The sequence below is a fragment of the Arenibacter latericius DSM 15913 genome (genome assembly GCF_000424985.1).
GTDB lineage: Bacteria > Bacteroidota > Bacteroidia > Flavobacteriales > Flavobacteriaceae > Arenibacter > Arenibacter latericius.
Genome location: NZ_AUKX01000054.1, coordinates 15,210 through 29,537 on the forward strand (window position 1 = coordinate 15,210; position 14,328 = coordinate 29,537).

Below are 14,328 nucleotides of genomic sequence, written 5' to 3' on the forward strand. Positions count from 1 at the left end.
AAGATGCTCAATGGTGTGATAATGGACAATCGTCTTTATGCACTTTTGGGCATTTTATTTACTCCTTATAATATTTATTAGAATTTTTAGAAACATTATTGAGTTTTGGAAGATTCCTTTTAGTTATCGATTCCATGAAAGCTGATTTTTGATAGCCTTTACAATTTTATCTTCCCCCACTAGGTTACTATGGCATACTTGCCATCCGTTTCATGGTATCAAAAAACGCCTGGTAAAAGGTGGGATCTTTTGCGTATAAACGGTATAGGTCCAGCTCTTGCTTACGTTGTTTAGACATTACATCATCTAGAATTTTACGGAAGGCCAAATCTTTGTTTTGTTCATCATTGTTCTCAGCTACTTTGGTTTGAAAATCGGGATGGGCCTGAATATATTTTGTTAGGCTTATAAATTTAACCCGTTGATCTTCTGGGGTGGCTTCCCATCCGTGGAACCATCTTTCATTAAAGGATTTTATAATCAATTCCAAGGGATCCTTTTCCTCCTCACTACCATGAGCTCCTCTAGGATTGGGGTTCTGCGGATCTAATTCCGACACAGAATCATCCAAGCCTATGCTGTGGTTCAGTTTTACTCGCTCCAAGCCATAAGTAGATAAATCCACAGAATTTAGCAACTCGTCCATTAGATCAATTTCTGGATTCTTAATGGGGAGTTTGGGAATAAGAAATTTTAGAAACCAGAATAACTTCTCCCAATTCAGGACCTCAAAGGGTAGGATAGAGGCCATCTGTCCATAGATTTTTACGAATTGTTTGGCCTTGATTTTAAAATCGGCTTTCTCCTCCTCTTCTAGTTCTAATTCTGTAATAAAACGATCTGCGGCAGTATCAATAATTGGACTTAGTGTTTGGGCATCTGCTTTTTTGAAAAAGAGGGTATTAAATTCTTCTACCTCTTCCCATTCATAAACGCCCACATCGTCTAACACATCTTTTAACTCGTGCAGTACATTTACATCTGTGGCTTCGCTTAAGGAAGTAGCTGTGTAAAAAGGATCGAATGAGTTTTTAATATCTTCCGTAGAGTTGAAGAAATCCAAAATAAAAAGATCTTCCGTTTTTTTGCCCAATTTATCGGCAGCCCTGTTTAAGCGTGATAGCGCCTGAACCGCCAATACGCCTTGTAGTTTCTTGTCTACATACATAGCGCACAATTTAGGCTGGTCAAAACCGGTAAGGTATTTATTAGCTACTACCAGTATTCGGTAGTCGTCCTCGTTAAATTTATCACTAGTGTCTTTATCGGGAAACCCATTCATTTCCGCTTCGGTGTATTCAATACCATCCACCTCTTTAGTGCCCGAAAAAGCAATGGCAATTTTAAAAGGATTGCCTTTATCATCTAGAATGCGATTCAGCGCTTTATAATATCTAATGGCCGACTCTATACTCTGCGTAATCACCATAGCCTTTGCTTTCCCTTTTAATCTTTTTTGATTGACAATATTCGGGATAAAGTGATCTAGTATTATTTCTGCTTTGGTATGAATCGTTCGCTCATGCTGTTCTACAAAGGCACGTAGCTTTTTTTGAGCCTTTGCCGTATCGAATAGGGGGTTTTCCTCAATGGATTTTTCTATTTCGTAATAGCTTTTTAATGTAGTATAATTAGCTAGCACATCCAAGATAAAGCCTTCTTCAATGGCTTGTTTCATGGAATAGAGGTGAAAGGGGGCGAAACTTCCATCTTCCTGCTGTTCCCCAAATTTCTCCAAGGTAATGGCTTTTGGGGTGGCCGTAAAAGCCATATAGGAGGCGTTGCCACGCATCTTCCTGGATTGCATGGCATTGATTATCTTATCCTGCACATCTATCTCCTCATCTTCTGAAATCTGATTGCCCATTGCCTGATTCATGTTGTCGTGGGCTGTCCCGCTCTGGCTACTATGGGCTTCATCTATAATTACAGCGAATCGTTTGTCGCTTAGATCCGCAATACCATCAATAATAAATGGAAATTTTTGAATGGTAGTTATAATAATTTTTTTGCCTTGCTCCAGGCTATCCCTTAATTCCCTTGAGGAATAAGCCGGAGCAATAATATTTTTCATTTCCGAGAATTCTTTAATGTTTTCTCGTAACTGCTTATCCAATAAACGCCTATCCGTTACCACGATAACAGAATCAAAAAGGGGTTGTTGTAATCCCTTACTTCCAGGAACGTTACTATGTTCTGGGTAGGTCTCTATTAACTGATAAGCTGCCCAGGTAATAGAATTAGATTTTCCTGAACCTGCCGAGTGTTGCACCAAATAGGTGTGTCCTACACCATTTTTACTTGCGTGGTCTATAATACCGCGTACCACATCCATTTGGTGATAACGAGGAAAGAATAGCGTTCTACTGCTTAGCGTGTCTTTTTTGGTCCCATCTAGGCGAACAAAATGTTGTACAATATTGGCCAGACTTTGTCTAGTAAACACCTCTTCCCACAAATAGGCCGTTTTGTGACCAAAAGAATTAGTGGGATTTCCTTTTCCGTGATTATCACCTTTGTTAAAGGGGAGGAAAAAGGTGTCTTTGCCATTTAGTTTTGTGGTCATATAGGCCTCGTCCGTATCTACGGCAAAGTGGACCATACATCTAGCAAATTGTAACAGCGGTTGGCGAATATCTCGCTGGGTTTTGTACTGATGCTGTCCATGTACTCTTGCATTTTGGCCAGTCCAATGGTTTTTAAGTTCCATAGTGACTAGGGGCATTCCATTTATAAAGAGCACCATGTCTATCTCTTCCCTAGGATTGTCTACAGAATAACGCAGCTGTCTGGTAACACTAAATATGTTTTGTTCAAAGTTTTCTTTTACGGTTTTACTACTACTAGCAAGGGGGAGTACATAAAACAAAGTGAAATGGGCATCATCTACGCCCAACCCTTTTTTAAGAAGATGTAGAATTCCATATTTCTTAACCATTCTATCAAAGCGATTTAGAATTTTAAGTTTCCAGTCGCTCTGCTTTTGTAGTTTTTCTAGCTCTTCTTTTTGGGTGGCTTCCAAGAATTCCCAAAAGTATTGCTCGTCTATGGCAAATTGTTTATTAAAATGATGGGGTTGCCCAATATAGTAGCCATTTCCAGTTCTATACATTTCACCGTTTTCATTAACTCCATCTATGCTAAGACCCGCTTTTTTAATAGCTTCTAGGTTGGTCCCGGTCAATTTTTTTTCTATGGCTGCTTCTAAAGCTTGTTCGTTGGTTTGGCTATGCATAATGTTTTTTACTTTTTATTCTACTGGTGCTATACACAGGTTACTTATATTGCTATGATAATGTTGCGATATAGTGATCTTTGATTCCCTTTCCCAATGGTCCATGGAGCTATTTAGCAACTTTTTTATTAGAAAAGTCCTGTTGGTTAATATTTCCAAATTGCTCTGCTCTAACTAGTTACTGGTTTAAATATTTAAATGGAAATAATGACCTTTAACCTAAATAGTTACTTGTATTTTATATACTATCACTTTGTTTTGATTATCAATTTAATTCTTATCAAACTTTAACTCAATTGACTTCAAGCGTTTACTTACTCTTCTTTCGTGTCTATTGAGGAAAGATTTAGTCTTCCAAGCCCATAAAGGTAATGTCTTATATACACCTTTAATCTCAGCCATAAAGGTCTTGTGCCTAGTTGCTAAATCCAGAATTCCAGTATTGATTTGCTTTCTAATTTCTTTGCGTTTTTTTGTACTAATCTTAGAATTACTCTCTAAGCGAAGTGATTTGCCTTCAATATTCACTATTACATCATCACGTTCAATAAGTATGTTAATTATATTATTGGCCTGAATATCTTCGTAGAGTCTGAAAATTTTTCTAAACTCCTTAAAGCTTTTATCTTCCAATTTCTCAATTGCAAGTTCTTTTAGTATTTCTTGGACATCTCTTATAAACTTATGGTACGATAATATGTAGTTTGCATATGCAATACTAATTTGTTCAAAAGAAGGTTTGTCAATTGAAGTTAATACTATTAGAGCTCCTTCATCTTTTTTATATAAATCAAAATAATCCGCTTCCGCTTTTTCATAATTACTGTAGCTGGAAAGCTTGGGAACGCTATTAGAAGATAGTTCGATTAAAAAGTATTTGTCCTTATGCTGAACATTTTGCCACTGTTTTTTTACAATTGAAGAATTATGTCTAAAAGTTTCGGCAAGTTTTGAAATAAAGTCGTGTTTATCTAGTTTCTTGTACAAAAAATTAGCTTCATCCTCTATTAGCTGCCTATTACTTGACACTAATTGATGAAAATAACCCCACTCCTTATCGCTATCATAACCTTCCTCTTTTAATCTAGTCCCATATAGTACATCAGTGATTTCTACAAGTGTTGCCCAATTATGGGTTTCTCTAGTTCTCAATTGAACCTCAATGACTTTACCACTTATCGAATCTGTAATGTAAACATGTATGGCTCGATAACCAATTTTTTTTGGGTTATTAAATCTATCTCTAGGTTCGCCCCTCACTTCATAATTATCCGATATAATGGATAACATCTTCCTTACAGCAACCTCGTTGTTAAAAATAATCCTAATACCTGCAACATCCCACATACGATTAAGTTGCATTTGAGGTTTTCTAATGGTTTTGTTAATGATAGTCGAAATTCGCTTTAATCTAAAAGCTATGATGGCCGAGCGTTCTACACCAATTTTATATCTTGTAAGGTCTTTAAATACTCTAAATAGAGGTTCTGTAAATGAAAGCCTATGGGCCTGTAACAAATCTAAATCCGCGTCAGAAATATGCTTGCCTTTACTATCTCTTAGGCGGTTGCCTAATCTTTTTATATCTCCTCCTGTATATTTCATACCTTAACAAACCTTTACCTTCCCCGTAACCACACTATTAATTAAACTACTCTTATACTCCTTTAACTTCTCTATCTCTTGCTGCTTTATAGAAATAGCTGTTTCAATTTTTTGTGAAGCCGTTTCTATATATTCTGAAATTTCTTTTTGTTCGGAAAGTGGTGGAACAGCTATATAGATAGTCTTTAAGTCATTAATATTAAACCTAAAAACTTTAATTCCTGTAGCGAATTTTCTTAGTTCTTTAGAAAAAACCTTTGAAGAAAAATATAAATAATGACCATGTATTTTCTCAATGTTTGGTTTTAACATCATTTGTTCGCCTCCTAATAACCCTAAATCATTTCTATTATAAAAAGCCGAATGTCCTAAATCTTCAATTGTTTCAGAAGTTGATATAAAAATAGTATCACCACGATTCACAATTTGAGAATCCTTATAAAATTCATCATTAACATAGAAATTAAATTTATCGTCAACTTCATCTACTTTATAAGTTTTCCCATATTGTAATGCAACATACTGTCCGTTGTTTAACAATTCATCTTTACTAAAAGTTGAATTACCTCTAATAAATTGGCATAAGCCAAATAACTTCTTCACCTCCCAATGCTCCGGAATCTCCCCAATCCACTCCACGCCGGAGTCTTTTAGTTTTACATTGTCATCCAAGCCACGAGTGACCGCTTTGTGGATAAGGATTTGTTTCCGTTCTTTAAGCAGGGCAATTTGTTGCTCTTTAATGCCAATGGCCTGGTCTATTTTAGCCGTTTTATCATCTAAAAATTTGGCGATGGCGGTTTGTTCCTCTATGCTTGGAACAGGGAGAAAGGAATACGATAGTTCTGGATAACTAATGTTTTTACCTTCACGAATACCTACAACACTTGTTTGTAATTCTGAAATAAAGGAGAATGACTTAAAAAGATATTTGTAAAATTGCTCACTTAAATCACTTCTATTCTTTTTTAGGACAGTGTATGCTGGACTTATGATACCAGTATAATGACAATATTCTAAACCTCCTTCAAAGGACCTAAGGCTTATTGCAAAATCACCTTCTTTAATAAGTTTAAAAGCTTCTAAAGCTCCAGAAGGCATTACCATTCTATTTTCTACCCAACTCCTTGGGACTACCCCTTGGTTTTGTGTTACAGATAAGAGTTCTGCATTCGGAAAATTCTTTTCTGAATGATCACGGTATAGTCTTTTCATTCTAATACATTCCCAATGTTCAGGAATTCCACCTAACCATTCTACCCCAGAATCTTTGTAGCGTTCGTAGCTTTGCTTACGCTCAGCTACCAAAGTGTTTTTAATTGTTTCTTCCATTACGCCAAGTTTAAAATTTCAGCAATTAAGCCATCGCTCTGTTTCTCCAATTCTAAAATATCTTGGGTTACCTCCTCTATACTTCTCAATGGCGTATGCTTATAGAAGTATTTGTTAAAGCTAATCTCATACCCAATTTTGGTAGCATCTAAGTTTATCCAGGCTTCATCAACGTGTGGTTTTACCTCTCGTAGAAAGTAATCGTGAATATTGTCTTTAAGTGGTACGTTTTCGGAATCGCGTAAATCGCTTTCGGTTTCGTAGGTGATGAACTCTCCATCCTTTAATGACCTCTCGACTGCGCTCGAGGGGACACCAATACTATCCTTAGAATAATAACCAAAATCGGCCAAATCTTCTTCCTTACATCCTAAATGCTCTAAAAGCCTTTCTAGTTTATCCCCAGTTAGATTTTCCTTTTTCTTGATCACTTTTTCGGCTTCGGCATCGTACCAACTCACCGCGTTTAGGACTGCTTTTTTATCGGAAGCTGAAGCTTCTAGTTTTTCAGACTTAATAATTTGGTTTACCTTTTTTTCAAATAGGTTGTAATCATTAAATACTTCATCCCCAAAATGAGCCTCCAATTTCTTGGCAAGGGTTACATAATGTTGGTGTTTCTGCCAGGTTTCCTTTTTAGTAAGTTTCTTTTTATTGGCGGCCGAGAGATTTAAATCGTTCTGCTCGCACCAATCCAACAGTTCTTTTTCGTGCTGTTTGGTGTTGGTGTATATACTATCGCCAAAGGTTTCATACCCATACTGCATCGGTTCTTGCAACACCCGGTCGTATCGCAAACTCTCTATACGTTCTGCAGTAAATTGAGCTTTTAATCGTTTTGGGCGTTCTATGGTGACCTTGTAATAACCAAAATCAGCATTGTCAAAAACCTGAGCAGAAATGCCTTGTTCCCCCTCACGTTCTACCTCACTCATATTATTGTAGGCTTCTACAATTTCACTAATATGTTCTGGGACAAATTCACAGTTTTTATTCCCTAGGTTCTTACGTAGTTTTCTATACAACTCGCCTGCATCTATTAGTTGTACTTTCCCTTTTCTGTCTGCTGCCTTGTTGTTGCTTAAAAGCCAGATATAGGTAGTAATACCCGTATTGTAGAACAAGTTATTAGGCATTTGAATAATAGCTTCCAACAAATCGTTTTCTATGATATACCGTCGGATATTACTTTCTCCACCTCCGGCATCTCCCGTAAACAAACTAGAACCGTTATGTACAGAGGCAATACGAGTCCCTGTTGGACTTTGGGACAAAGGTTTCATTTTGCTTACCATTTCCATAAGGAAAAGCAACTGCCCATCCGAAGAACGTGGGATGGCATCTACCTCTTCCTCTACGCCCCAATAGTCAGATAAGACCACTTTAAAACGTGGATCTATAACATCCTTACCATCTTTAATGTATTTCTGCTCACTACTCCAAGACTTCCCATAAGGAGGATTAGAGAGCATAAAATCGAAAGTAGTACCTGCAAATTCGTCCGTAGATAGGGTAGAGCCCACTCTAATATTTCCGGGGTCGTTCCCCTTAATCATCATGTCTGACTTACAGATGGCGTAGGTTTCGTCGTTTATCTCTTTTCCAAAAAGATAGACGTCTCCCATAGCTTTAATAGCCCCTTCTTCGTCCTTAATAAAGTTCTGTGACTCGGTTAGCATACCACCACTTCCACAAGCAGGATCATAAATGGTCATTACCGGTGGGAGGGAATCTTTTATGGGATCGAAGATAAGATGGGTCATAAGTTCAATTACCTCACGTGGAGTAAAGTGTTCCCCAGCCTCCTCGTTATTTTCTTCGTTGAATTTACGGATGAGTTCTTCAAACACATACCCCATACCTAAATTTGATAGTCCAGGGAGTTTTCTTCCTTCGGGATCTTCTTTTTCAAAAGGGGTAAGGTTAATGTAGGGAGAAGTGAATTTTTCCAATACATCTAACAAGACATCCTTGGTGGCCATATGGCGTACCTGACTACGTAGCTTAAACTTCTCAATGATTTCCTTTACGTTGGGGCTGAAACCATTGAGGTAATCCTCAAAGTTGGCCTGTAAGATCTGAGCACTATTGGTTGCCGTGTCCTTTATTTGTTGGAGGGTCCATTTGCTAGTGTTGTAAAACACATAGCCAGAGGCCTCGCGTAATCCGGACTCGTCCCACTCGGTAAAGCCTGCTTCATCCCTTTGGAAAGCCAACTCTTCTAGAACGGCTTCTTTTGTAAGTTCTAATAGCGCATCTAAACGGCGCAGGACAATCATGGGTAATATAACATCTCGGTATTTACCACGTACGTACACATCTCTTAAGCAGTCGTCTGCAATAGACCATATAAAGGAAACTATTTTGTTGTGTGAAGATTTATTCATTTAGTAATTCTATTTTGGTAGGTAATATTTTAGTTAATCTGTATAGAAATCTTAAACATCTGTAAACGTAATCAATTTTGTAATAAAAACATTACTTATCCGCGTTAGAGGATAATAACTAATTAGAGGATTTCTACCCTAGGTATTTCAGGCTTTGTAAGATATTCAAAGCTTGTATTCTTATTTCTTTAATTGTTGATTTGTAATATAGGAACTAATTATATGTTATTTGATCTTGGCAACTATTTCTCTTATATATAGTTTGTTGCCACAAGGGCTTGGTTTGGTAGTAATGTTAACTTGTGAACCTTCTACAAGACTATGTGCTTTCATTAAATTAATATGGACGCCAATTGTTTCAGATAGTTGATTGGATTCAAATGTACCCCATCCATTTTCCGCAATTTTTGTAATGCTTCCCGATATTAATTCACCAGGAGTTGTTTTTACGTCTTTAACACTCCATTTTCTTTGATTTTTTTCTTTATCTGAATTAGCATCGATAAAAGATTTTAAATAATCTAAGACTTCAAGTAAGGAATAGCATAATGATTGATACAAAAAGTTATTATTAGTACTGCTTAAATATGTATCTACACCTAACTTATTTCCTTCATTATGGGCAGCGTCTTGAGTGAAACTGATTAAATGACGAATTGTGGCTGCAATTACAGGGTGAATTAATTCTTCTTTGTAATTGTAGTACTTATTGTAACCTCCTAAAAAACTACTGGCACCATTAATTGCTCCGCTACCATTTTGAATTTCATCCGGAACTAAGCCTATTTTATTCATCTTTTCAAATAAAGCTTCTAATACCTTACGGATTGGTAATAAGGTGTCTTGTTGATTATAAATGAGATCTGGATTCTCAATATCTTTAACTAGTTGCAATATCCTTTCGAAATGTTTACTCCCAATATAATTATCTTCACAAAGCGCAAACACCTTTGGATATTTATGTTTTAATTGAGTGGTTTCGTGCTTATCAGCTGCTTTTTTGATTGCACCAAATAAGGCATGATTATCTTTACTTTTAATAAAAATAGTTTCATCAGCTAACATTTCTCTTGCACTGGTATGCTCGTCTTGATCTATATAGCCAGAGAAAATAAAATAGGGGATTTTTTTACGATTTGCTAAACTATGAATTATTTTGATAGAATTTAATAAACCTATTAATCCAGCCTTTTCATCCTCAGATTCATTATACACCAAGGCATCTAAAATTACTGCATCATAAAGTTCAATTTTAGAGGTTAATTCCTCCATACCCTGTTTAGAGGTTTTAAAGTAATTAATATTTAGACCTTCTAGATATGCAGACTCTAAAAAAGCATCTTGTTTTTCAGCGTCATCATCTATCCATAGTACTTCATATTTTTTCATCTCCTATATTGTTTCAAGCTTAAATATAAATTTAAAACCGACTGGGAACTCACTAGAAGGGTCATCAAAAACCTCAAGTTTACAGTTAAAGTGTTTTGCGATTTCAGATACTTTCCAAAGACCAATCCCGGTTCCCCCAGTTGTTCCTGCCTTTTCTCCTTTTATCTCATATCTTTCTGATATTCCTTTTGGAAAAGGTTTTCCGTTATTTTCGAAATAAATTTCTATGAAGTCTTTTAAATAGCCTATAGATATACGGAAAATGTAAGATTTGTTTTCGTCTACAAAACCATGAGCAATGGCATTTTCTAGAATATTATTATATATCTCTTCAAAATCATTTTGAGATATTTTTATCAATGACCTTCTTTGCTGAAAGGAGGTCTTGTCAACCAGAATCTCGATATTGAAGTTTTCTTTTTGAATACCTCTTTCTTTAAACTCCTTTAAATATTTTACTGGATCTATTATTTCTGCAGCGTCATATTCTAGTTCATTCGTTATATTATCTACATAATAAATTACCTTATCTAGACTTTCTAGTAAACGAAGAAAACGTTTTTCTACCGTCACCCCTCTGCGAGGATCAATAATATCCGCGGCTTTAAGTGTTCCATTATTAATATCCATCATTTTAGTTAACACATCTGCGGAGGATTTTACATTATTAAGATGTTGCATAATGTTATGCTTCTTAGAACCCAAATCTTTTAATTGTGCTTCCTTGAGATTTGCTATTTCCTTTTCGAAACCAAGCTCTTTTGTTAAAGATTGAAATCGTACCTCCCGCTCTTGTTCAAAAATCTCCTGTTGTCTCTTTATAGAGGAAGGAATTTTAATTTGAATATTATTCAAATCCTCCTTTCGAATCATGGTTGCGTCAACACCAACCCTGTAGCTATCTATTTGAACCTTTACATATTCTTTATGTAGTTCTGCAATCAAATAATCCAATAGAACTCTAGAAGTGTTCACTTTGAAAGAGAATATAAAATTCGAAGAATATGCTAATTTCTTTTTACTTGATCCATGGTAGGTTGGCTTAATGTTTGTTCCTACTCTTGATATTAATAGAACATCATTTTGGAGTAAACTATAGCCGGATTGTAAATCTCCTTCAGTCAGAACCTTTGTGTTCAACAAATAATTATCTGGATTTGAAGACAAATCTTTAATACTAACTCTTTCATAATTAAAATCAGGTTGAAGTCTCGTTGGTCTGACATACTCTAGAACTTCCCCTAAAGGAATTGCATCACTAAAATCTACCGTGATCAATTCCTCAAAACCAACATATCTACCAGGCATTAGTGAGTACTCGTTATCTGCAATTTCTCCTAAGCAAGCCACTTTTGAAAAGCCGATGACATCGGAGTTTTTTAAATTATCCTGTTGCCAAGACTTAAACAGCGATGCAATTTCCGAGATACTATTAGAATCTAAGAAATGTTGAAACCTACGAGGCATTTTTTGACCTTTATCAGAAGCATCAATAAATAATATTTTACTCCTTACAGGCTTATTTTTATTTAATAGCCATATACTAACTGGAATACTAGTATTTTCAAGCAAATTAGCTGGTAATGTAATTATTGCTTCTATTAAGTCTTCCTTTATAAGACGTTCTCGTATTTTAGCTTCTATTCCTCCCCTATACATTGCACCTAAACTAAGCAATAGAGCTGCTTTTCCATTACTATTTAAATGTGAAATAGCGTGTTGAATCCAGGCAAAATCGGCATTAGACTTGGGTGGCAAGCCAAATGAAAATCTGAGATCCATTTCCATTCCTCGATCCATCCCTGATTTAACTCCAAAAGGAGGTTGCATAAGCACATAGTCTACTTTTAAATTTGGGAATTGATCTTCGGTTAAAGTGCTTTTTGCTCCACTAAAATGAAATGGGGTCCTTTCTTGAAATGCAAATCGTAATTTGGCAATAGCCAAGATCGAAGCGTTATTGTCTTGCCCGTAAAATTTAAAATCACCGAAGGGATAATTATCTATAACCTTTTGAAAAAAACCTCCAGAACCGCAGGTAGAATCTAAAACAGATCCGTGTTTAGGACTTAATAATTTGACCATTAACTGCGCAACTGAATCGGGAGTAGTATAGGCGGAACTTGCTTTTCCTTCATGTTTTGTGAAAATCTCGAGCACCTTACCAATAAGCACGGAAAAGCTTTTATTGTAATTTGAAAAATCTAATTCCTCTAAACCATGGAATAATTTTTTGACTAGCAAGTCGTCATCCTTGTATGATGCATAAATAAAATTAAAAGCACTAAAGGTGTTTTTTAAGTCAGGGTTTTCACGTTCTATAATAGAAAATGCAAGAACTAAAGAATCCTTAATATTTGGATTATCTAAACTTTTAAATATAGTATCCCAATTAGCATTATCTGGTATTACAATGTTTTTCGATGAATTCGAGTTAACTTTATAACTGGCATACTTTAAAAATACCATAGAGATAAAAAGCTCCTTTAATTCTCCGATAGCTTTTTGTCCTCGGGCATTATCTAAAATATTCCAAAATTTCTTTTCTAACTTAGCCATTCACTATAATTTATTATTACTCTGCAAATAAAGTACTGACCTGTGCAGTAGATCTGCACTAATCAAAATTGTTAAGACTATTCTGTAATCTATTCTTAAGTTTCTCTTTAAGGTCTGCCGGCTCTATTAGTTTGAGTTGCTCCCCAAAAGAGAGGATTAATTTTTCTAATTCGTAATTGGGGATCACTTGTATAGAGAAGGTAAACCCTTGATTGTTTTCAGTAATGGTACGTTGGGATCCATGCAGTGGCTTGGTTTTAATGTAAGGAGCCAAATCAGGTGCGGCCTGTAGTTCGATCTTTACTTCCTCCGCTCCGGCGGATTTGGACACCCCAATAATATCTTCAAAATACTCGTTAAAATCTATCTCCGTGTTTTCAATATAGGAGGCACTGGAGTTCTCAATTTTTTCTATCCTGTCCAATGCTAGGTTGGTTAGGTTTTCATAATCGTCATTTTTCCCAAACAAGAACCAGCGATTGTTGTATTGTTTTAAATGATAAGGGGAGAAGGTAAGGATACTGTCTTTATCGCTTTTAAATGACCTATAGGTTATATTAAGGGTTTGTTTGTGTAGTATGGCATTAAATAATGGAGAAATATGCTCTAAACCCTCTAGAAACTCATTAGATTCGAAACTCATTATTTCCTGGGACTGATTAGACAGCTTAAAAGTCTGGTCTAGTTTAGGCAACAATTCGTTGATCCATTCAAACTGTGGGAGCCCTTTAAATCGGGTTAAAACGAGCATGGCCGATTTAACCTGCTCGGCTTCTAATTCATTAATTGGCTCTTTTTTAATAGAGAACTTTGGGTCGGCATAGCGATAGTATACACTCCTTCCGTTTTTAATTTTTTCTAGGTCTATAGACCAACCTTGGGAGGATTCCATAAACCGTATATCGTCATAAAGCTGCCTTTTCTTTATTCCATCCGAGTCTGGGTTGGACTCGTATAAATCTTTATTACACTCCTCCAACAATGCTTTCATATCAAAATTCCTCCCAGGATTGCTAAAACATCTATCCAATGCATGATACCTTATGAGAGCGTTTTTTGTAATGGCCATATTAATAGGTTGTGGTTGATTAAACCTTTAAAATTATAAAAAATTACGGATGTAGGGGTGGGTGTTAGTGGAAATTTCTTACGATGTAAGGATATGAGTGATCTCCTACAATATTTAGTTATTGTACGTGGTCATTTATTATCAGACATTTAGCAACCGACGATCTACTCAATATTATTTTGCAAGGGGGTCAACATCCGCCAGAACCCCAGTTACGTAAGGATTAGGCTTTAGAGGGTGAAAATAAACAATTGAACAAAATCAACAAGAAATTTTCTCTTATTGTATTTTTTGACCTGCATAACTAAAGATACGATCCAAATCCCGATCCGCAAGATCGAAAACACTCTTTTTTTTTGCCTAACTTGTGCAACAGGCACAATGTATAACCGCAATTACGGCGAATTCGACTTCGTCCGAATCCACGCGTAATTGCTAACGTCTGTGCTTAACCTAAAAACCTCGTATATTAAGCCGTAACCGCGGTTATACTAAACGTCAGACTGCGCAACAACCTTACTTTTCTTAATAACTTTGTTGATTACCTTTAACCCATTGAGCCTATAACGTTCTGATATTGACTATCTTAATGATATGGATTTTATAACAGGTTTTAATAGGGACCAATTGGTAATGATGGATTTCGAATCCTGCCTGAGCCCGGATTCCTGGGCACGGATCGTTGACATGTTCGTGGATATCCTCCCAATGCAGGAGTTGGGGTTCAAGGATGTCCTTAATACAGAGGGAAG

Annotated in this window: 7 protein-coding genes; all 7 read right to left on the reverse strand. The window is 36.1% G+C overall.

The features are described from left to right. Positions 1 to 187 precede the first annotated feature (187 nt). Positions 188 to 3,235 carry a type I restriction endonuclease subunit R gene (locus H344_RS0114340; RefSeq protein ID WP_026810945.1) on the reverse strand — a complete coding sequence of 1,016 codons (3,048 nt, stop codon included), beginning with the start codon at positions 3,233 to 3,235 and terminating at the stop codon, positions 188 to 190. A 270-nt stretch (positions 3,236 to 3,505) separates the two neighbouring features. Beyond that, on the reverse strand, positions 3,506 to 4,840 hold the full coding sequence (locus H344_RS0114345; protein ID WP_026810946.1) for a RelA/SpoT domain-containing protein: 1,335 nt from the start codon (positions 4,838 to 4,840) through the stop codon (positions 3,506 to 3,508). 3 nt (positions 4,841 to 4,843) lie between these two features. Next, positions 4,844 to 6,172 carry a restriction endonuclease subunit S gene (locus H344_RS0114350; protein WP_026810947.1) on the reverse strand — a complete coding sequence of 443 codons (1,329 nt, stop codon included), beginning with the start codon at positions 6,170 to 6,172 and terminating at the stop codon, positions 4,844 to 4,846. Next, positions 6,172 to 8,559 carry a type I restriction-modification system subunit M gene (locus H344_RS0114355; protein ID WP_026810948.1) on the reverse strand — a complete coding sequence of 796 codons (2,388 nt, stop codon included), beginning with the start codon at positions 8,557 to 8,559 and terminating at the stop codon, positions 6,172 to 6,174. The genes H344_RS0114350 and H344_RS0114355 overlap by 1 nt, the downstream gene beginning before the upstream one ends. 225 nt (positions 8,560 to 8,784) lie before the next feature. Continuing rightward, positions 8,785 to 9,948: a hypothetical protein gene (locus tag H344_RS0114360; protein WP_026810949.1), complete on the reverse strand. Its 1,164-nt coding sequence runs from the start codon at positions 9,946 to 9,948 to the stop codon at positions 8,785 to 8,787. A gap of 3 nt (positions 9,949 to 9,951) precedes the next feature. Beyond that, positions 9,952 to 12,507, reverse strand: a complete 2,556-nt coding sequence (locus H344_RS0114365; RefSeq protein ID WP_026810950.1) for an N-6 DNA methylase — start codon at positions 12,505 to 12,507, stop codon at positions 9,952 to 9,954. Positions 12,508 to 12,565: 58 nt separating this feature from the next. Further along, positions 12,566 to 13,576, reverse strand: coding sequence for a helix-turn-helix transcriptional regulator (locus H344_RS0114370; protein WP_026810951.1), 1,011 nt, complete (start codon positions 13,574 to 13,576; stop codon positions 12,566 to 12,568). Between the last annotated feature and the right edge of the window lie 752 nt (positions 13,577 to 14,328).